Source organism: Bradyrhizobium hereditatis (assembly GCF_020329435.1).
Lineage (GTDB): Bacteria > Pseudomonadota > Alphaproteobacteria > Rhizobiales > Xanthobacteraceae > Bradyrhizobium > Bradyrhizobium hereditatis.
Map to the genome: position 1 here is coordinate 42920 of NZ_JAGKJK010000001.1, position 19094 is coordinate 62013.

Below are 19094 nucleotides of genomic sequence, written 5' to 3' on the forward strand. Positions count from 1 at the left end.
ATGAGGGCAGCCCGATGTCCGTGCATGACAGCTCCCGCCATCCGCTCGACCAACCGATCTGGACTGCACTGACGACCACGCAGCAGGCGTTGGCCGAAGGTGATGGGCGCGCGCTACGCTATCCGACAGAAGTGACGCCGTTCGCCGATATGCCGGATATGTCGCCTGAAACCTTTTCAGCGCTCGGCGCCCTGATGTCGCCAACGGACATCGCCGTGCTGTTCACCCCGAATGCTGTGAGCGCGCCGGCCGAATTCAAGGTCGTGCTGGCCGATACCGGCGAGCAGATGATCGGAACGCCGGTCGAGACGTCGATTAACGGCGTTGAGATCCTCACCCTCGGCGTCAACGACGTTCCCGATATGATCGAACTGACCGCGCTCACCAAGCCCGGTCCGTTCAGCACGCGGACCCATGAACTCGGCACCTTCCTGGGCATTCGCGTCGACGGCCAGCTCGTCGCCATGATCGGCGAGCGGATGAAACCCGCCAACTACACCGAGATGACCGCCATCTGCGTGCATCCATCGCATCGCGGCCGTGGCTACGGGCAGATGCTGCTGTCAGCGATATCCCGCCAGATCGTGTCGCGCGGCGAGATTCCCTTCCTGCATGTCTTCACCAACAATCACTCCGCGATCGCGCTCTACCAGCGACAGGGCATGGTAATTCGCCGCCGTTTCCACGTGACGGTGTTGAAGAAAGAGGAGCAATAGCCACGGCGATGCGCGCCTCGACCGCTGCCATCCTCACGCGTTGCGGGTGCCGTTCGGCCCTCGATCGGGCCCGGGATCCTCACCCGAGGCGACCTTGGTCAGCCTGTCGATATAGTGCGCCCAGCCCTTGGCGTGACTTGCTTGATGTGTGGCGCTGGGCAGGTCGCTATGAGTCATGCGCAGCAGCGTGCCGCCATCGCGTTCGATCAAGTCGATTTCGATCAGGCCCGATCCCGGCGGCACCTCGTCATTTCCTTCCCAGCCAAAACTGTAGGCGAGGCGGTGCACCGGCACGACCTCGCGGAACGTGCCGCGCGCAGTGGCGCTGCCGACCTTCAGAAGATAGAGCCCGCCCGGATGCATCTCCGTCACGGCCTCGCTGCCCATCCATTGCACGATCTTCTCGGGGTCCGTCAGGAAAGCGAACACACTGGCGCGCGGCGCGGCGATCTGGGTCTCGCGCTGGACCACAAATGACTCTGGCATCGAAAACCTCGTTGCTTGGCGGCATGACGGTGCTGCAACCGTGCCAACATATGACGGCGCGGGAATTTACCAAGTGCCAATGACAATGCGTAGTTCCAGCGAGATGACCGGGCCATGCAACTGAGTTCGACGCTGACATGGCTGATCGATGCTGCCAGCGCTTCGCCAGGCGCCGACCGGTTCCTAGCTGAGCTTGGCACGCACCTGATCAAGGACGGCATCCCGCTTGCCGGCGGCGCGCTGACGCTTGCCGTGCCGCATCCGATCATCGCCCGCCGCACCTGGCTGTGGCGGGCCGAGAATGGCGAAGTGATCGAGGCGGTGGGGTTCGCGCCAGCGGGACTCGCAGGGGATTCATCCGGCGATGCCGGCCGGCGCTGGTTGAGCGGGCTCGCCGCTGGCGCGGTGCATGAAGACCTGGTCGGCTCTGCCGAGCGTGGGCCGCTGCTTGGCTGGATCGCACAACGGAGATTCACGGAAGCCGAGACAGATCGGCTACGCGATGCTGCCCGCTTCGCCGCAGCGCCGCTTGCTGCGCTCTCGGCGCGCGCGACGCTCTCAGCGGCGCTCGAAGCCTATCTCGGCCGGCGCAGCGCCGCGCGCGTGCTGGCAGGGCCGTTGCGGCGCGAAGTCGGCGAGACCATTCGGGCCGTGTTGCTCTACGGCGATCTGCGCAGCTTCACCGCGCTGTCGGAGGCGGAGCCTCCCGCCGCCGTCATCACCGCACTGGGCGGCTGGTTCGATTGCATCGGCGGCGCCGTCCATGCCTTCGGCGGCGAGGTGCTGAAATTCATCGGCGACGGCGTACTCGCGATCTTCCCGGTCGGCGACAGGCCGCGGGAGGCCTGCGACGCTGCGCTACGCGCAGTCGCTTCTGCGAAAGCCGGAATGGCGCATCTCGATACGACGCGGCGCGAGCATGGGTTGCCGCCGCTTTCGTTCGGCGTGGCGTTGCATCTCGGCGAAATTCTGTGGGGCAATGTCGGCGCGGCCGATCGGCTGGATTTTACGGCGATCGGTCCTGCGGTGAATCTCGTCAGCCGGTTGGAAGGACTCTGCCGGCCCCTCGGCCGCACGGTTCTCATCTCCAGCACCATCGCCACTGAGGCAAGCACCGCGCTCGTCCCGTTGGGAACGCATGCGCTACGCGGCATCGCAACTCCCTGCGCCGTCTACACTTTGCCGGACGATTAGGCGGCCGCGGAGCCCATCACGAAGATGTTAAACCGATCGGTTGACTATTTTGGTCGCACCTCTATACTAAACCATATGGTTGAGTATTCGAAACATCTCGACGCTGTTTTTCATGCACTGGCGGACCCAACGCGCCGGGCGATGCTTGGACAATTGGCCGAGCGCGAACTCACCATCGGCGAACTGGCAACACCTTTCGAGATGAGCTTTGCCGGCGCGTCGAAACATGTGCGGGTGCTGGAGAACGCCGGCCTCGTGACGCGCTCGATCCGGGGCCGCACGCATCTGTGTCGCCTCGAGCCGGCGCGACTCGCGGAAGCCGACGCGTGGCTTCGCCGTTACGAACGATTCTGGAGCGCAAAGCTCGACTCGCTGGAAGCCCTGCTGCGTGCAGAGGACGAGGCGAAAGCAAAGCAGGTGAAGGAGTAGAAAATGAATGCAACGTCAAAGCCCGATGCCTATGGCGAACTGATCGAGCCGACCACGCTCAGGATTCAGCGGCTGTTGCCCGGCCCGATCGAACGCATCTGGGCCTATCTCACCGACAGCGAGCTGCGCAGCAAGTGGCTGGCGGCGGGGCAGATGGAGATGAAGGTCGGCGCGCCCGTCGAATTGGTCTGGCGCAACGACGAGCTCAACAATCCCCCGAGCAAACGGCCGGCAAATTTTCCCGAGGAGCACCGGATGCAAAGCCGCATCACCGAGCTCGAACCGCTTCGCAAGCTGTCCATCGCCTGGAACAACAGCGGCGACGTGACGTTCGAACTGGAGCCTAAGGGTACAGGCGTGCTGCTCACCGTGATCCATCGGCGTCTGCCCGATCGCTCGACCATGCTCAAGGTCAGCGCTGGCTGGCATATGCATCTCGATGTCCTGGTCGCCCGCGCCAACGACAAGGAACCGGCACCATTCTGGGACGGCTGGGCTCGTCTGCAGCAGGAATACGATCGCCGGCTGCCGGCCTGAGTGGCTCGACCTACGCAACAAGCGTCGCAACAAACAGGAGATCAGCTATGCAGATTCACACTGTTTCAGCGCAGGAATGGGAAGCCGCGCGTCAAAAGCTGCTCGTGAAGGAAAAGGAGCTAACCCGCGCCCGTGATGCGATGGCGGCAGAGCGTCGGCGGATGCCGTGGCTCGCCGTGGAGAAGAACTACGTGTTCGAGGGACCGCGCGGCAAGGCGAGCCTGCACGATCTGTTCGAAGGCCGCCGTCAACTCATCGTCTACCGCGCCTTCTATGAGCCTGGCGTGTTCGGCTGGCCCGAGCATGCCTGCCGCGGCTGTTCGATGGTGGCCGACCAGGTGGCGCATCTCGCGCATCTGAACGCGCGCGACACCACGCTGGTGTTCACCTCGCGCGCGCCGCAGGCCGACATCGCGCGGCTGAAGGCGCGGATGGGATGGGAGATGATCCCCTGGTACACGATCACGGACAGCTTCGATGCCGATTTCGACGTCGGTGAATGGCATGGCACCAACGTGTTCTTCCGCAACGGCGACAAGATCTACCGTACTTACTTTGTCAACAACCGCGGCGATGAGCAGATGGGCAGTACCTGGAACTATCTCGACATCACGCCGCTCGGCCGCCAGGAGGTCTGGGAGGATTCGCCCGAAGGCTATCCGCAAACCCCGACCTACAAATGGTGGAACTGGCACGACAGCTACGTCGAAGGCGCCGCGCCCGACAAGAGATGGGTCGAGGTGTCTGACGCCGGGGAGGCCGCGTTCCGGAAGCAGAGCGCGAGCGAGAAGCAATGAGCCAAGGCTATTGCGACGGATCCGGCGGCGCGCCCCGCCGGAACGCCGCCACGCGCAGGGTAGCCAATTGGCTCTATCTCGCAGCCGCACCGACCTTCGCGACAATGGCGATACTGACCGGCGCGTTCAGCGACGGATCGGCGGATGCATTGTGTTCGACCGCGAGTGCGTCACCTCTCGGTGGAATGGTCCCGATGTATTTGCTGATGAGCGCGTTCCATCTGGCGCCGTGGCTGAAGCTGATCTCCAGCCGCACGTGGACCTCGCAGATCAGCATAAGCCGAACATGAGACGTACGGCGGCGCATTCGAAGGCGTTGGTGGTTCACCCGTGTTGTTTTACCGAAGGAGAAAAAACTTGAGCGAGGCCTATACCGGCGGATGCGCCTGCGGCGCCATCCGATATGAAATCTCTGCCGAACCGATTGAGATGAACGACTGCCAGTGCCGCCAATGCCAGCGCAAGAGCGGCACCGGCCACGGCTCATATTTGACGTTCCCGCGACCAGCCGTGAAGGCCCAGGGCGATGCAAGACATTGGAACGTGATCGGCGACGGCGGAACGGTCAAGTCCCGCGCCTTCTGCCCGACATGCGGCTCACCGGTCTATCTGACATTTCCCGGCATTCCCGAGATATTCATCGTCCATGCAGGAAGCCTCGACGATCCCAGCCGATACAAGCCGCAGAAAGTCCTCTGGACCGCCGCCGGCCACGCCTGGGATCATCTGGACCCGGGCGCGACGAAATTCGAGAGGATGCCGCCGAGGTGAGATTCGGCAGGCGCGGATGGTCGGCGGCTTACATCGCAATGCAAGCTGTCACACCTGCGGATATTGGATTCAATTGGCCATCGCAAATTATCGGATACCCTTCGACAGCCGCAATTGAGTTGCAAATAATTCAACACCGATGGACTTGCCGTTCGGGGACGCCTCGCCAAATTAGCGAGCAATGTCTATCACCCATGAACGCGCAATGTCGGAGCCCCGGCTAATTCAATCCATCGAGCGCGCGGCAGCGATCCTCGAAATCATCGCCCAGGAAGGGGGTGCCGCGCGGCTGCAGCAGATTGCTGAGCAGGCGAAGCTCGGCAAGACGACTACGCACAACCTTCTGAAGACGCTGGACGAGCTCGGTTACGTGCATCGCCGCGCCGGAGATACGCGCTATCATCTCGGTGGCCGTATTCTCAATCTGGCGCGGATCGCCGGGGACGATGGCGCGCTTCGCAGCCGCCTGCGGCCGGTGCTCGAATCGGTCGCCAAGCGGACCGGCGAGATGGTCTATCTCGCCGTGCCGAGCGGTGACGAGGTCTACTATCTCGATGCGATCGACTCCTCTCACGCATTGAAGGCGGGTGCTTGCCCGATCGGGGTACGCGAACCCCTGGAGGGCTCTGCCGTCGGGCTCGTATTTCTCGCCTTCATGCCGGGGCTGGGCAAACGTGTTCTCGCCAGCCGTGCCGATGCGCTCGGTCCGCATATTCTGTCCGAGATCAAGACGGTGGCGACGCGCGGCTTCGCGCTCGATCTCGAGAATTACCAGCCGGGCCTCCACTGCGTAGCCATTCCCTGGCGTGAGGGCGGCGAGGTTCGTGCGAGCGTCGGACTGAGCGGGCCGTCAGCGCGCTTGTCGCCGCAAACACTGACTGACATGGCGTGGATGATGATGAAGGAAGTCGAACGCGCATGAGTTCAGCATTGCTGAACATTTGACGTTTGGCGGATCAGATCGCTCGCCTTTGTGATTTTGCCCACCATGTTGAGGCCATCGCGCCACGCGCAATCTCAACAGGAGCAAGTCTTGAGCAACGTCCTCATCGTCCATGCGCATCCGGAACCGAAATCACTTACCAGCGCCTTGAAAGATCTGACGGTCGAAACGCTCACCGCACAAGGGCATGCGGTGCAAGTCTCCGATCTCTATGCGGCCAACTGGAAGGCGGTCGCCGATCGCGGAGATTTTCTCGAGCAGAAGCAAGCGGATCGCCTCAGTTACGCCGTGGAGTCGCGTCATGCATTCGCTACTGGCACGCAGACGCCGGACGTTGAGGCCGAACAGCAAAAGCTGTTGTGGGCTGACGCCGTTCTCCTGAGTTTTCCGATGTGGTGGTTCGGCATGCCGGCGATCCTGAAGGGCTGGGTCGATCGCGTCTTCGCCTATGGATTTGCCTACGGCGTCGGAGCCCATGGTGGCGAAAGATGGGGCGACCGATACGGCGAAGGCACCCTCAGCGGACGTCGCGCCATGCTGTCGGTCACGATCGGCGGGCGCGCCCCGCACTATGGCGAGCGTGGCGTGAATGGGCGGCTCGACGATCTCCTATGGCCGATCCAGCACGGCATGCTGTTCTACCCGGGCATGCGGGTGCTGCCGCCCTTCGTCGTCTATCAGAGCGACCGGCTGACGGATGCTGAATGGCCCGCGGTTGCGGAAGCCTATCGGCAGCGCATCGCACAACTCTTCAGCGATGAGCCGATCCCGTATCGCGCCCAGAATGGCGGCCACTATGACGGTCAGCAGGTTCTGAAATCGGGTCTAGGCGCAGGACAGAGCGGTACGCGCATTCACCTCGTCCAGCCGGGCGATCCAAAGGAGGTTCTGGACGGTGCGCATCTCGCGGCTCCCGCAACGCGCAAGCTGGAGGTTTGTCAGGATTCATGACCGCGCGGCGTGCCGCGCAAGCGCCGCATGCCATGTCGCTGGAGGTCAGGCTTGACGTCGCCACAGCAAGCGACGATTGAAAGGGCAGGCCTTTACCGAGCGATATCTCCAGCCAACGACAAGAGGAAATGCCATGGCACGTGTGCGCTGTATCACCGAGATGGGCATGGGCGTCGACGTCCACGGACGCGACGCCACGAAAGCCGCTAAGCGCGCCGTCTCGGACGCCATCCGCCACTCCAGCCTCGGCTTCTTCCGGATGCTGGGCAAGACCGCCAACGACATGTTCGTCGATGTCATGATCGCGGTGCCGAATCCGGAGGGGGTGGATTCCGCCGCGGTGGCCAAGGAATTGCCGTACGGCACGGTGAAGGTAACGGCGGTCGCCGGCGGGCTGGAAATTCCGTCCGAGAGCGGTAACGACCCTATCCTGATTGCGAACGCCGCCGTGATCGTCAGTTTCGACGACGGCAAGACGGCCTAATCTCGTTCAGTGCCAAACAGGCGGACGCTGGCGTCCCCACGCATACAATCAGAAGACCTGGAGCACGTCATGACGACGCAAGACAGCAGCACATACTGGAAGCGGGGGCGGGTGGAGTTGCGTGCGGCTGGGTTCGATCCCGACCGTGCGGCGCAGACCAATGCAGTGGTGACGATTGCCAGCGCCTACACCAACGCTCATCGCTGCAACAACCGCGTGCGAGCCATCACGGACCTGCTGGTGGAAATACTCGCCGAGCGCGGCGGGCAGGGGCTGATCGTCGGCGCGCCGGCGGTGTCGGATGCGCTGACGCAGGGCACGCCGACGGCGGGCTACAGCCTCGTGTCTCGCGACGTCGTCGCCGATTGCTTTGAGATCGGCCACTACGCGCACCACGGCGACGCCATGATCGTGATTTCCGGCTGCGACAAGACCGGCGCGGCGGCGCTGATGCCGCTGGCGCGCACCAATGCCTTCGGTCTGGTGCTCTATCCCGGCACCGGTACGCCGGGCCGGGTCTCGTTCGGAGCATGGGCCAGCAAGGGCAATAATCTCACGATCATGGATTACGCCGAGGCGCGCGCGGCCAATGAATCCGGCCGCCTTTCAGGTGAGGAACTGCTGGAAGTCGAGCGCAACGTCATGCCGGGCAGCGGCACCTGTGGCGCGATGTTCACCGCCAACACCATGAGCACGATTGCGGAAGCGATCGGCATGATGCTGCCGCGCGGCGCCTCGCACCCCGCCGACTACAACGCCAACAGCGACATCCACGCCGATGTCAAGGCGCAGGCGCGTGCCTCTGTCGATGCCCTGTACCGACTCATGCAGGCAGGCATCCGGCCGCGCGACATCATGACCGAGCGTGCCTTCGAGAACGCGATTGCGACCATCTATGCCATGGGCGGTTCGACCAATATGTACCTGCATCTGCTCGCGGTCGCGCGCGAAGCGCAGGTGCCGATCACGATCGAGCGCATTCAACAGGTCGGCGAGCGCATCCCTTTGCTGGCCAATTTGCAGCCGCACGGCCCGTACGCGATGGTAAGTCTGCATGCGATCGGCGGCGTTCCCGTCGTGATGAAGGAATTGCTGCGGGCCGGTTTTTTGCATGGCGACGTCATCACAGTGACCGGCAAGACGCTGGCGGAAAATCTCGCTGACGTTCCGATGCTGGAACAGATGCCGCCGCAGGAGATCGTTTTTCCGGTGTCGAAACCGATCGCACCGGCCAATAATCACATCAGCGTTTTGAAGGGCAATCTGGCGCCGGAAAGCTGCCTACTCAAACTGTCAGGCAAGACGCTCGAGAAGGGGCAGTTTCGCGGCACCGCGCGCGTGTTCGAGTCCGAAGCTGATACGATGGCCGCGATCCGCGCCGGCGAGATCGTATCGGGCAATGTCATCGTGGTGCGCAATGTCGGCCCGGTTGGCGGTCCCGGGATGCCAGAGATGGTGATGCTGACGATCCAGCTGCAGGGGCGGGGCCTTGGCGAAGACGTCGCCCTGATCACCGACGGCCGTTTCTCCGGCGTCTCGCACGGCATTCTGATTGGTCACATCTCGCCGGAAGCCGCGCGCGGCGGCCCGATCGCGGCGGTGCGCGACGGCGACATCATTGCGATCGATCCCGGCGCCCGCACCCTCAATCTCGAAGTGCCGGCAGAAGAGATCGCCCGTCGCATGGCCGACTGGCGCGCACCGGCCTCCGTCGCCGCGGTGCGGCCCGGCTCGGTGCACGATAAATACATCCGGCTGGTGTCGTCAGCGCATTACGGGTGTGTGTTGTAAGATCACGGGAATTTGCCAAAGGCTAATTGTGTTCCGGCCTTGCCACAACTTTATGTTCATGATTTGTTCTGCGTTATCATGGACAAGTTTGCAAGCTCTAGTGGTGGTCGTCTCTTCCTCGCCATACTCCCGGACGCAGCCACGGCGGAGCGAATTCATCGGCTCGCCAGCGTGCTCAAGCGTGCGCATCGCTTCAACGGCAAGCTCATCGCGCCGGACCGGCTGCACGTTTCGCTGTTCTCTCTGACCGGTTTGCCGGATCGCCAAATTTACGCAGCATGCGAGGCGGCGACCGAGTTGCGGACCGAGCCGTTTGACGTGTCGTTCGATCGAACGACGAGCTTTCGGGGCGGGCCGGGTAATCGTCCTTTTGTCCTGATCGGCGAGCAAGGCCTGCGCCGGCTGCAGTCATTTCGGCAGCTGCTAGCCGTCGCGCTCACGCGAACAGGATTGAGGCGGTTGGCCGATGCCAATTTCACGCCGCACGTCACGCTGTTGTACGACGCGCGAAGCGTGGATGGATATCCGGTCGAGCCGGTTGACTGGACGGTGGCCGAGTTTGTGCTCGTTCACAGCCTGAAGGGTCATCAGCACCTCGCGCGATGGTGCTTGCGGTCGTGACTGTCATCGCGGCGACGTGTACGGCAAGCTTCGCCCGGCATTATTTTGTTGTGACGAGCCGCTCGGTCATTTCTTCGATCGAGTTGAACATATGGGTCGGTCCCGCCGCTTGCAGCGCGGAAGGGAGGGCGTAGCCCCAGGTTACGGCGCCTGAATCCATCTCGGCGGCTTTTGCCGCTTCGATATCGCGGATCTCGTCGCCGATGCAGATCGTATCCGCTGGCTTCACTCCCAGCCGGCGGGCGACACGCCGGAACTTCCAGTGTTTGCCGAACATCGCGGCGCCGCAGTCGAAACTGGTGATCAGGCGCGTCGCGGATCCGAGCACCTGCCGGACCGATGCTTCGCTGTCAGAACTGACGATCGCGATCTTGATCCCGCAGGCCTGCAGGTCGCCCAGCATGGCCGGTATGTCCTTGAACAGCGATATCTCGCTCGCGGCGGCAAGCTTGCGTTTGCGCATGTCGCTGACGATGGCCGGCAATTGCAGCATCGATACGTTGAGCCGTGCCATGATTTCGCGCGCGGACATGCCGCGCAGCCCTTCCAGCTCCTCGGCTGGGACGGGCGTCAGATTGAAGCGTGCGACCATGTCGTCAAAGGACGCGCGAAACCAGGGAAGCGAGTCGGCCAGCGTGCCGTCGAAATCGAAGATGACGAGGCGATAGCGCGTCGTAGGCGGGGATTCCATGGGCAATCGGCTTTCAGCGTGTCACTTGGCGTCGCCGCCGAAATAGGCCGGCTTGCCGGTGGTCCAGGTCTCGCCCCAGAGCTGACTGCCGCCGTCGACCGCCAGCGTTTCGCCGGTTACGAATTTCGCTGAAGGCCCAGCGAGGAAAGCGACCGCTTCCGCGACCTCCCAGGGGGAGCCGACGCGCATCATCGGGTTTGAATGCGGGTACGTGGCGCGCGCTTCCGGCGTGTAGACGTTCCAGCCTTCGGTTTCGATCGCGCCCGGCGCCACGCAATTGACGCGAATGTTCAAGGGCGCCCACTCGACTGCCACTGCACGTGACAGCCCGATCACGCCGCTCCGCGCGGCGATGGTGTGCGCGATGCCGTAGAGGCCGTGCGTCGTCACCACCACGATATTGACGATGCTGCCGGGATGCTTGTGGTCGCGCCAGTGCTGCGCGGCGGCCTGCATCATGTACCAGGTGCCGTTCAGATTGGTGTTGATGACGGCATTCCAGCCCTTCACGGAAAAATCGATCGCAGCTTGCGGAAACTGTCCGCCCGCGCTGTTGACGAGGCTGTCAACGCGGCCTTGCGCGGCCCAGATCGTATCAAACAGGCGATTGACCGCATCGGGCTCCCTGATGTCGGCGACGTGCGCTGACGCATTGAGGCCGCGACCCGCCAATTCGGCCACGAGCGTATCGAGCTTGCCACCGTCGCGCCCGACCACGGCGACATGCGCGCCCATCCGCGCGAGCAGCCAGGCAATGGCGCGCCCGATGCCGCCGGCGCCGCCAGATACGACAACGACCTGATCCTTCAGCACGTCGCTTGCAAAGACCGTCGGGTGAGCCGCGAGCTCCGCGTCGGTCAGGCCGAGCTTTGGTGGGGGTGGATGGTCAGTCATGGGTCGGAGCAGGTCTTGTTATGTGCGGCATCAGCCGTACATTAGCCCGGCACCGGAAACCAAGCAAAAGAACGAGTTTGATGCCCGATCTCTCCGCCTTCCTGATCACAAAGCGCTGGCCCGCCAAACATCCCGACCGCCTTCAGCTCTATTCGTTGCCGACGCCGAACGGCGTCAAGGTCTCCATCATGCTCGAAGAGATCGAGTTACCTTATGAGGTGCATCTGGTCGATTTCGGCAAGGACGACCAGAAGACGCCGGAATTCCTGTCGCTGAATCCGAACGGCAAGATTCCGGCTATCCTCGATCCTAATGGACCGGGCGGCAAGCCGCTGCCGCTGTTCGAGTCCGGGGCGATCCTGCAATATCTCGCGGACAAAACTGGCAAACTTCTACCTGAGGATCCGGCGCGGCGATATCAGACGATCCAGTGGCTGCATTTCCAGATGGGCGGCATCGGACCGATGTTCGGCCAGGTCGGCTTCTTCCACAAATTTGCCGGCAAGGAATATGACGACAAGCGGCCGCTGGAGCGCTATGTCGCCGAATCGCGGCGCCTGCTTGATGTGATGGAGACGCGGCTCGCCGGGCGGCAATGGATCATGGACGATGAATATACCATCGCCGATATTTCCATGCTCGGCTGGGTGCGCAACCTGATCGGCTTCTATGGTGCGCGCGATCTCGTCGCGTTCGATACGCTGAAGCAGGTGCCGGCATGGCTGGAACGCGGCCTGGGCCGGCCGGCCGTGCAGCGCGACTTGACATTCCGAAGCGGTCTTAAGCCGCGCGCTTGAGCAGTTCATAAACGACGGGATTGTCGGCGCAGGCGCCGAAGCCGCATTCGAGCAGCGTCACTACATTGGCTGCCGTTAGCGCGATCACCAGCCACACGGCGGCCTGTGCGAAGGTGCCGCCGGTCGCCGGCAGCACCGCTTTATCTTCCTCGAACTGGCGATCGAACAGCAGCACGGCGGAAATCAGAACGATCGCGGCGATGAAGCCGATCAGCGCCCAGGTGTAATAATGATAGCCCAACAGCGCCGAACCATAGCCGGCGTCGCCGGGCAGGATGTGCAACAGCACCTGCCGGGTCGACGCGACAGCGCCCGCGACCGCCGCCAGCAGCGAGATTGCATAGTGGCTGGGACGGGGGCCGAAGCGGATATTGAGGATTGGCCCGACAGCCAGCGCCGCGAACAGGATGCGCTGTAGCAGGCAGAGCGCTCATTGAGGATGAACTGCGCCGCATAGGCCGCCGCCAGCGCCAGCGCCACCGCATAGAGGCTGAGTGCATTCAGCGTAATGGCGCGCGCTTGGGTCATACGTATCTCAGAACGACAGATTCAGCTTGTCGGTTGCGTGGTGCAGATAGGTTGCGACGCACGCGATCAGGACGGCGCCAAACAGGCCGAGCGCCAGCGGACGTGGCCCGCGCCAGGCGATCAGCATCGTGATGGCCGTGGCCAGAAACAAAAGGGTGAATTCCATCGGCGAGTCCCGGAAGAGATGCGCCAGTCTATGATAGATTCGCCGATCTGCTTAACTCTAATCCGGTCCGCAGGGCCGATACTCCGGAATACACCGAAAATGCCCATCACCATCTACGGCATCAAGAACTGCGACACGATGAAAAAGGCACGCGCCTGGCTTGACGATCATGGCGTGGCTTACGACTTTCACGACTACAAGCTTGCCGGGATCGCCAAGGACAAGCTCAAGCAATGGTCCGACGAAGTTGGCTGGGAAACGCTGCTCAATCGCGCGGGCACGACCTTCAAGAAGCTGCCGGACAGCGACAAGGAAGGCCTGAACGAGCGCAAGGCGTTGGCGCTGATGCTGGCGCAGCCCTCGATGATCAAGCGGCCCGTGCTGGAGCTCGGTGGCAAGCTGCTGGTCGGGTTCAAGCCTGACCTGTACGGCAAGGAGGTGCCGTCCAAATCGCGCGGGCGCCAAGCCTAGCTGAACTCGAGCTCATCACCGGGCGGAATGCGGCCGGGCGCGCGATGAAAGAGGTCGCGGTCGATGATGGTGCGCAGCGTCGGCACCGGCACCTTGTCGTTTCCGCGCATCAGGTTCTTGATCTCGAAACCGCCGTCCTCGCTGATGGTCTTCAGCGAAGCGATGATGTGGGTGACGCTGCCGTCATCGGAGAATGGCAGCAACAGCCGCTCATAGGCAACGATCCGCCCGTAGATGTCGTCGATATTGGCGATGGTATAGGCGGGGAGACGGCGGGCGATGCATTCGTGATAGACCGGCATCACGACCGGTGCGAGCCTTGCGCCGAGATACTCGTCGAGATAGCGCCCTTTGCCGGTGTTTCCATAGGCCGTCGACATTCGCGTGCCGTCGCTCTGGATGGTCAGGCGCGGCGGCTGTGCCTGCGTATCGACGCTATAGAATACCAGGTCTGGTAATTCGTCTTCGATCCGCTCTGGCTGGTATTCGGACATGCGCGGTATCGACTGGCTGCGGGCGTATAGCCGCAGCCAGGTGTTCAGCAGGTCGCGCTGCTTGATAGATTTGACGACCGACGGTCCGGCGCTCTCAAATTCCACGGCGGCAATTTCCGGCTATCCAAATGGCGTAATGATGGGATGCAGGCGGAAATATTCTATGAAACCGTCTGATTGCAGCAGAACACCGTTAATGATGGCTTGCCCGCGCGAGGGTCGCGCCGAAAGCCGACGATCGGCCGGTTGAGCACGGCGGGCGAGGCATACGACTTATGGCGCATCGGAACCGGCGCGCTTTTCCCCGCGGCAGCTTTCCGCCTTGCCTAATCCATCGCGTTGACGGCATATTCCGGCCGGAGGCGGCAGGCCCGGGACGGTTTTCCAAGGCGTCCAGGCGAGCCTGCCCGAACAGGGAAAAAGTGGCCGCGCGCGAAATGGCTTCGCGGAGACGGCTAACGGGGGAAATTTGTTTGGCTGATGAGTTTATTCTCGAAACCCACGGATTGACCAAGGAATTCGCGGGTTTCTTCGCCGTTCGAGATGTCGCCCTCAAGGTGCGTCGCGGCAGCATTCATGCGCTGATCGGGCCGAACGGTGCCGGTAAGACGACCTGCTTCAACCTGCTGACCAAGTTTCTGAAGCCCTCGGCGGGACAGATTCTGTACAAGGGGCAGGACATCACCGCGATGGCGCCGGCCGATGTGGCCCGCCTAGGGCTGGTGCGTTCGTTCCAGATTTCGGCGGTGTTTCCGCACCTGACCGCGTTGGAGAATGTTCGTGTCGCGCTACAGCGCCAGCATGGCTCTTCGTTCGATTTCTGGCGCTCCAAAAGCGTGCTGGATCGTTTCAACGGCCGCGCAATGGAGCTGTTGAGTGACGTGGGCTTGAGCGAGTTCGCCAATACGCCGGCGGTCGAGATGCCCTATGGGCGCAAGCGCGCCCTCGAGATCGCGACGACGCTGGCGCTCGATCCCGAAATGATGCTGCTCGACGAGCCGATGGCCGGCATGGGCCATGAGGACATCGACAAGATCGCGGCGCTGATCAAGCGCATCTCGGCAAAGCACACCATTCTGATGGTCGAACATAATCTTTCCGTGGTAGCCAACCTGTCCGACATCATCACGGTGCTGACGCGCGGTCAGGTGCTTGCGCAAGGCAACTACGCCGAGCTCTCAAAAGACGAGCGAGTCAAGGAAGCCTATTTGGGGGCCGGTCATGCCTGATGTGAAAATGGCCGAAGCCGCCACCAAGTCGACGAGCGCCGAAGTTCTTTCCGTTTCCGACCTGCAGGCCTGGTACGGCGAATCCCACATCCTTCACGGCATCAACTTCAATGTGAAGGCCGGCGAGGTGGTCACGTTGCTCGGCCGCAACGGCGCCGGCAAGACCACGACGCTGAAGTCGGTGATGGGCATTATCGGCAAACGCTCGGGCTCGATCCGCTTCAACAATGAAGAGATCATTCGCGCCTCGTCCGATCGGATTGCGCGGATGGGCATCGCGTTCTGTCCCGAGGAGCGGGGCATTTTCGCAAGCCTCGACGTGCGCGAAAACCTTTTGCTGCCGCCCGTCGTGCGCAGCGGCGGACTGTCGCTCGACCAGATCTTCGAGTTGTTTCCGAATCTGAAGGAGCGGCTGAACAGCCAGGGCACCAAGCTTTCGGGCGGCGAGCAGCAGATGCTGGCCATTGCGCGAATCCTGCGCACCGGCGCGCGCTTCCTGATGCTGGACGAGCCGACCGAGGGGCTAGCCCCCGTCATCATCCAGCAGATCGGTCACACCATTTCACGCCTGAAGTCGGAAGGCTTCACCATTCTGCTCGTGGAGCAGAATTTCCGCTTCGCCTCCACGGTGGCCGACCGCTACTACATCGTCGAGCACGGCAAGGTGATCGACGGTTTTGCGAATGCCGAGCTGTCGGCCAACATGGACAAACTCCACACCTATCTCGGTGTCTAATCGGTACTACGGCTGCACTCTGGATTAATGGAGATACTATGAAACAACGGATTTCAGCTCTCTTTCTCGGCACCACGCTGGCGCTCGCCGCAGGCGGTACCGCCTTGGCGCAGGACAAGACCGTCAAGATCGGCGTGCTTACCGACAATTCAGGACTTTACTCCGACCTCGGCGGCGCGGGATCGACGCTTGCCGCCCAGATGGCGGTCGAAGATTCCGGCCTTGCAGCCAAGGGCTGGAAGATCGACATCGTCTCCGCCGATCACCAGAACAAGCCGGACATCGGCACCACCATTGCGCGCCAGTGGATCGACGTCGACAAGGTCGACATCTTCGTGGACGTGCTGAATTCCGGCGTAGCGCTGGCGGTCAACAATCTGGTGAAGGAAAAGAACGCCATCATGATCAATACCGGCGCGGCGACGTCGGATCTCACAAATGCCCAGTGCTCGCCGAACACGATTCACTGGGTCTATGATACCTACATGCTCGCCAACTCTACCGGGCAGGCGCTGGTTAAAGCCGGCGGCGACACCTGGTACTTCCTGACCGCGGACTATGCGTTCGGCCACGCGTTGGAGCGCGACACCGCGGCGGTCGTGGTCAAGTCGGGCGGCAAGGTTATCGGCACCGTTAGACATCCTTTGAATTCGTCTGACTTCTCCTCGTTCCTGCTGCAAGCGCAGGCTTCCAAGGCCAAGATCATTGGCATGGCGAACGCCGGCGGCGACACTACCAACACCATCAAGCAGGCCGCCGAGTTCGGCATCGTCTCGGGCGGCCAGAAGCTCGCTGGACTGCTACTGTTCATCAACGACGTTCACTCGCTCGGCCTCAAAGTCGCGCAGGGGCTGAACTTCACCGAAACCTTCTACTGGGATCTGAACGACGGCACTCGCGCGTTTTCCAAGCGCTTCTCCGAACGCATGAAGAACAAGGCGATGCCCTCGATGGTGCAGGCCGGCGTCTATTCAGGCCTGATCCACTATTTCAAGACCATCGATGCCATGGGCGGCAATCCGCATGACGGCGTCAAGGTGGTGGCGAAGATGAAGGAGACGCCGACCGACGATCCGCTCTTCGGCAAGGGCACGATCCGTGCCGACGGGCGCAAGCTTCATCCGGCGTTCCTGTTTGAAGTCAAGAAACCCGCCGAATCGAAAGGGCCGTGGGACTATTACAAGCTGGTCGGAACGACCCCAGCAGATCAGGCCTTCCGGCCGCTTTCGGAGAGCGTCTGTCCGCTGGTAAAGAAATAACAATGACGGCCCGCCGGCGCGGTGCGGGCGGGCCGACTCTCGCGTCCCAACACGATTCCACTTCCTGGAATTCCGCTTCTTAAACGAGATCGAGTGCGAAACCGATGCAAGCCCTTTACGCCCAGCTTTTGGTGGGACTGATCAACGGATCGTTCTACGCGCTGCTCAGCCTCGGGCTCGCCGTGATCTTCGGCATGCTCAACATCATCAACTTCGCCCACGGCGCGCTTTACATGATGGGGGCGTTCACGGCGTATTTCCTCTTGAACCTCACAGGCATCGGATACTGGTGGGCGCTAATCATCGCGCCCATCGTGGTCGGCATTTTCGGCATGATCCTGGAGCGGACCATGCTGCAATGGCTGGCCGGCCTCGACCATCTCTATGGCCTGCTGCTGACCTTCGGCATCGCGCTGATCGTGCAGGGCGTGTTCCAGAACTACTTCGGCTCGTCCGGTCTGCCCTATGCGATTCCAGACTACCCACAGATCGGCGACTGGCGCGGCCTGCAGGGCGGGATCAATCTCGGATTTATGTTCCTACCGATCTATCGCGGTTGGGTGGTGATCTTCTCGCTGGTGGTGTGTCTTGCCACCTGGTTTCTGATCGAGAAGACGCAGCTCGGCGCTTACCTGCGCGCTGCGACCGAAAACCCGACACTGGTGCGCGCCTTCGGCATCAACGTGCCCCGGATGATCACGTTGACCTACGGCCTCGGCGTCGGCCTTGCCGCGCTCGCCGGCGTGCTATCGGCGCCGATCAACCAGGTGCGGCCGCTGATGGGCGCCGATCTGATCATCGTCGTTTTCGCGGTGGTGGTGATCGGCGGCATGGGATCGATCATGGGATCGATCATCACCGGCTTTGCGCTCGGCGTGATCGAGGGACTGACGAAGTATTTTTATCCCGAAGCTTCCAACACCGTGGTGTTCGTTCTGATGGTGCTGGTGTTGCTGGTGAAGCCGACGGGACTGACGGGACGGGCGGCCTGACATGAGCGCATTGACTGACGACACAATTCCCGTAACGCCGCGCGCGATGCGCGACGAGATGATGGTGTTCGGCGCCATGGCGGTGTTGCTCGCCCTGGTGCCGCTCACTGACATCTACCCTTTCTTCGTGATGCAGGCCTTGTGCTTTGCGCTGCTCGCCTGCGCCTTCAACCTCCTGATCGGCTACGGCGGCCTATTGTCGTTCGGCCACGCCATGTTCCTGGGAACGGCGGGTTACTGTTCTGCGCATGCCCTTAAGGTCTGGGGCGTGACGCCGGAACTCGGAATTGTGGTCGGCGTCGCCGCCGCTGCTGCGCTTTCGGTCGTGACCGGCTTCATCTCCATCCGACGGCAGGGCATCTACTTCTCAATGATCACTCTGGCGCTGTCGCAGCTCCTGTATTTCATCTATCTGCAGGCGCCGTTTACCCATGGTGAGGACGGCATTCAGGGCATTCCGCAGGGCTATCTGTTCGGGATTTTCAACCTGTCCAAGCCGACGGTGCTCTATTATGTCGTGCTGGCCGGCTTCCTTGGCGGCTTCCTGCTGATCTTCCGCACCATCAACTCGCCGTTCGGCGAGGTCTTGAAGTCGATCCGCGAGAACGAGCAGCGGGCGATCTCGCTGGGCTACAAGACCGACCAATACAAGCTGCTCGCCTTCATCCTGTCCGGCACGCTTGCGGGCTTTGCAGGCTCGCTAAAGGTGTTCGTGGCGCAGAACGCCTCGCTCACCGACGTGCACTGGACGATGTCGGGTGAAATCGTGCTGATGACGCTGGTCGGCGGTCTCGGTACCATCTTTGGACCCGTCGTTGGTGCGTTCGTCATTATCGCCATGCAGCAGTATCTGGCCGGCTTTGGTCAGTGGGTGACCGTGATCCAGGGGGTGATCTTTGTCGCCTGCGTGCTGACCTTCCGCCGGGGCATTATCGGCGAAATCGCGCATTATTTCCGCCGATCGCTGTAAGACGGCCGGTTTTGGCGCCGTTTTCGGCTTCACAAAGCGGTGCATTGACCTGGTTCCCGGGTCGCGCCGTGGCGCGTTTTCTCCCCGAATGTTCTATGACAGTTTTGTGACAGGTCGCGCCCGCGGCCGTTTCTGATGACGGAAAGA

The 19094-nt window shown here is 62.1% G+C and carries 24 protein-coding genes and 1 pseudogene; 19 read left to right on the forward strand and 6 right to left on the reverse strand.

The window, feature by feature from the left end:
• The first annotated feature begins 14 nt into the window (after nucleotides 1-14).
• Entirely contained in the window at nucleotides 15-716 is a 702-nt protein-coding gene (locus J6524_RS00225) for a GNAT family N-acetyltransferase (RefSeq protein ID WP_225668149.1), read from the forward strand.
• Nucleotides 717-749: 33 nt separating this feature from the next.
• Here J6524_RS00225 and J6524_RS00230 read toward each other — a convergent pair whose 3' ends face one another.
• A complete protein-coding gene (locus J6524_RS00230; protein ID WP_225668150.1) occupies nucleotides 750-1202 on the reverse strand; it encodes an SRPBCC family protein in 453 nt (150 codons plus the stop codon).
• Between the two features lie 114 nt (nucleotides 1203-1316).
• Between J6524_RS00230 and J6524_RS00235 the strand changes: the two genes are divergently transcribed.
• The 11 genes from J6524_RS00235 (at nucleotide 1317) to J6524_RS00285 (ending at nucleotide 9720) form a co-directional block, all read left to right on the forward strand.
• Nucleotides 1317-2396 (forward strand): adenylate/guanylate cyclase domain-containing protein, encoded by a 1080-nt coding sequence (locus tag J6524_RS00235; protein WP_225668151.1) that lies wholly within the window; start codon nucleotides 1317-1319, stop codon nucleotides 2394-2396.
• 75 nt (nucleotides 2397-2471) lie between these two features.
• A complete protein-coding gene (locus J6524_RS00240) occupies nucleotides 2472-2825 on the forward strand; it encodes an ArsR/SmtB family transcription factor (RefSeq protein ID WP_225668152.1) in 354 nt (117 codons plus the stop codon).
• A 3-nt stretch (nucleotides 2826-2828) separates the two neighbouring features.
• On the forward strand, nucleotides 2829-3362 hold the full coding sequence (locus tag J6524_RS00245; RefSeq protein ID WP_225668153.1) for an SRPBCC family protein: 534 nt from the start codon (nucleotides 2829-2831) through the stop codon (nucleotides 3360-3362).
• A gap of 47 nt (nucleotides 3363-3409) precedes the next feature.
• A complete protein-coding gene (locus tag J6524_RS00250) occupies nucleotides 3410-4159 on the forward strand; it encodes a DUF899 domain-containing protein (RefSeq protein ID WP_225668154.1) in 750 nt (249 codons plus the stop codon).
• The gene (locus J6524_RS00255) at nucleotides 4156-4449 is read left to right on the forward strand and encodes a hypothetical protein (RefSeq protein WP_225668155.1); all 294 of its coding nucleotides are present in this window, start codon (nucleotides 4156-4158) and stop codon (nucleotides 4447-4449) included. Before J6524_RS00250 ends, J6524_RS00255 begins: the two co-directional genes overlap by 4 nt.
• Nucleotides 4450-4516: 67 nt before the next feature.
• A complete protein-coding gene (locus tag J6524_RS00260) occupies nucleotides 4517-4930 on the forward strand; it encodes a GFA family protein (RefSeq protein ID WP_225668156.1) in 414 nt (137 codons plus the stop codon).
• A gap of 205 nt (nucleotides 4931-5135) precedes the next feature.
• Nucleotides 5136-5852 (forward strand): IclR family transcriptional regulator, encoded by a 717-nt coding sequence (locus tag J6524_RS00265; RefSeq protein ID WP_225668158.1) that lies wholly within the window; start codon nucleotides 5136-5138, stop codon nucleotides 5850-5852.
• A 111-nt stretch (nucleotides 5853-5963) separates the two neighbouring features.
• Nucleotides 5964-6824 (forward strand): NAD(P)H-dependent oxidoreductase, encoded by an 861-nt coding sequence (locus J6524_RS00270; RefSeq protein ID WP_225668160.1) that lies wholly within the window; start codon nucleotides 5964-5966, stop codon nucleotides 6822-6824.
• Nucleotides 6825-6957: 133 nt separating this feature from the next.
• Complete coding sequence (locus J6524_RS00275; protein WP_225668161.1) at nucleotides 6958-7308, forward strand: Lin0512 family protein; 351 nt, start codon at nucleotides 6958-6960, stop codon at nucleotides 7306-7308.
• Nucleotides 7309-7377: 69 nt separating this feature from the next.
• Nucleotides 7378-9099: a dihydroxy-acid dehydratase gene (gene ilvD / locus J6524_RS00280; RefSeq protein ID WP_225668163.1), complete on the forward strand. Its 1722-nt coding sequence runs from the start codon at nucleotides 7378-7380 to the stop codon at nucleotides 9097-9099.
• 78 nt (nucleotides 9100-9177) lie between these two features.
• On the forward strand, nucleotides 9178-9720 hold the full coding sequence (locus J6524_RS00285; protein ID WP_225668165.1) for a 2'-5' RNA ligase family protein: 543 nt from the start codon (nucleotides 9178-9180) through the stop codon (nucleotides 9718-9720).
• A gap of 40 nt (nucleotides 9721-9760) precedes the next feature.
• Here J6524_RS00285 and J6524_RS00290 read toward each other — a convergent pair whose 3' ends face one another.
• Together J6524_RS00290 and J6524_RS00295 are read right to left on the reverse strand one after the other, a co-directional pair.
• The gene (locus J6524_RS00290) at nucleotides 9761-10411 is read right to left on the reverse strand and encodes an HAD hydrolase-like protein (protein WP_225668166.1); all 651 of its coding nucleotides are present in this window, start codon (nucleotides 10409-10411) and stop codon (nucleotides 9761-9763) included.
• A 21-nt stretch (nucleotides 10412-10432) separates the two neighbouring features.
• On the reverse strand, nucleotides 10433-11305 hold the full coding sequence (locus tag J6524_RS00295) for an SDR family oxidoreductase (protein WP_225668167.1): 873 nt from the start codon (nucleotides 11303-11305) through the stop codon (nucleotides 10433-10435).
• 80 nt (nucleotides 11306-11385) lie between these two features.
• On the opposite strand from J6524_RS00295, the pseudogene J6524_RS00300 reads away from it, so the two are divergent.
• Nucleotides 11386-12089 (forward strand): annotated as a pseudogene (locus tag J6524_RS00300) (glutathione S-transferase N-terminal domain-containing protein).
• Here the strand turns inward: J6524_RS00300 and J6524_RS00305 are convergent.
• A complete protein-coding gene (locus tag J6524_RS00305) occupies nucleotides 12086-12391 on the reverse strand; it encodes a hypothetical protein (RefSeq protein WP_225668169.1) in 306 nt (101 codons plus the stop codon). The pseudogene J6524_RS00300 and the gene J6524_RS00305 sit on opposite strands and share 4 nt — an antisense overlap.
• Before the next feature lie 246 nt (nucleotides 12392-12637).
• A complete protein-coding gene (locus J6524_RS00310; RefSeq protein WP_225668170.1) occupies nucleotides 12638-12796 on the reverse strand; it encodes a DUF5993 family protein in 159 nt (52 codons plus the stop codon).
• 99 nt (nucleotides 12797-12895) lie between these two features.
• Here J6524_RS00310 and J6524_RS00315 point away from each other — a divergent pair, with 99 nt between their 5' ends.
• The gene (locus J6524_RS00315) at nucleotides 12896-13267 is read left to right on the forward strand and encodes an ArsC family reductase (RefSeq protein ID WP_225668171.1); all 372 of its coding nucleotides are present in this window, start codon (nucleotides 12896-12898) and stop codon (nucleotides 13265-13267) included.
• On the opposite strand, the gene J6524_RS00320 is transcribed toward J6524_RS00315, so the two are convergent.
• Nucleotides 13264-13866 (reverse strand): PAS domain-containing protein, encoded by a 603-nt coding sequence (locus J6524_RS00320; protein WP_225668172.1) that lies wholly within the window; start codon nucleotides 13864-13866, stop codon nucleotides 13264-13266. The genes J6524_RS00315 and J6524_RS00320 overlap by 4 nt on opposite strands.
• A gap of 368 nt (nucleotides 13867-14234) precedes the next feature.
• Here J6524_RS00320 and J6524_RS00325 point away from each other — a divergent pair, with 368 nt between their 5' ends.
• The 5 genes from J6524_RS00325 to J6524_RS00345 all read left to right on the forward strand — a co-directional run bounded on the left by J6524_RS00325 (nucleotide 14235) and on the right by J6524_RS00345 (nucleotide 18947).
• Nucleotides 14235-14990: an ABC transporter ATP-binding protein gene (locus J6524_RS00325; protein ID WP_225668174.1), complete on the forward strand. Its 756-nt coding sequence runs from the start codon at nucleotides 14235-14237 to the stop codon at nucleotides 14988-14990.
• A gap of 7 nt (nucleotides 14991-14997) precedes the next feature.
• Nucleotides 14998-15726 carry an ABC transporter ATP-binding protein gene (locus J6524_RS00330; protein WP_376711976.1) on the forward strand — a complete coding sequence of 243 codons (729 nt, stop codon included), beginning with the start codon at nucleotides 14998-15000 and terminating at the stop codon, nucleotides 15724-15726.
• Nucleotides 15727-15764: 38 nt separating this feature from the next.
• Nucleotides 15765-16985 carry an ABC transporter substrate-binding protein gene (locus J6524_RS00335; protein ID WP_225668177.1) on the forward strand — a complete coding sequence of 407 codons (1221 nt, stop codon included), beginning with the start codon at nucleotides 15765-15767 and terminating at the stop codon, nucleotides 16983-16985.
• Between the two features lie 104 nt (nucleotides 16986-17089).
• Nucleotides 17090-17977: a branched-chain amino acid ABC transporter permease gene (locus J6524_RS00340; protein ID WP_225668178.1), complete on the forward strand. Its 888-nt coding sequence runs from the start codon at nucleotides 17090-17092 to the stop codon at nucleotides 17975-17977.
• 1 nt (nucleotide 17978) lies between these two features.
• Nucleotides 17979-18947 carry a branched-chain amino acid ABC transporter permease gene (locus J6524_RS00345; protein ID WP_225668180.1) on the forward strand — a complete coding sequence of 323 codons (969 nt, stop codon included), beginning with the start codon at nucleotides 17979-17981 and terminating at the stop codon, nucleotides 18945-18947.
• Nucleotides 18948-19094: the final 147 nt, after the last annotated feature.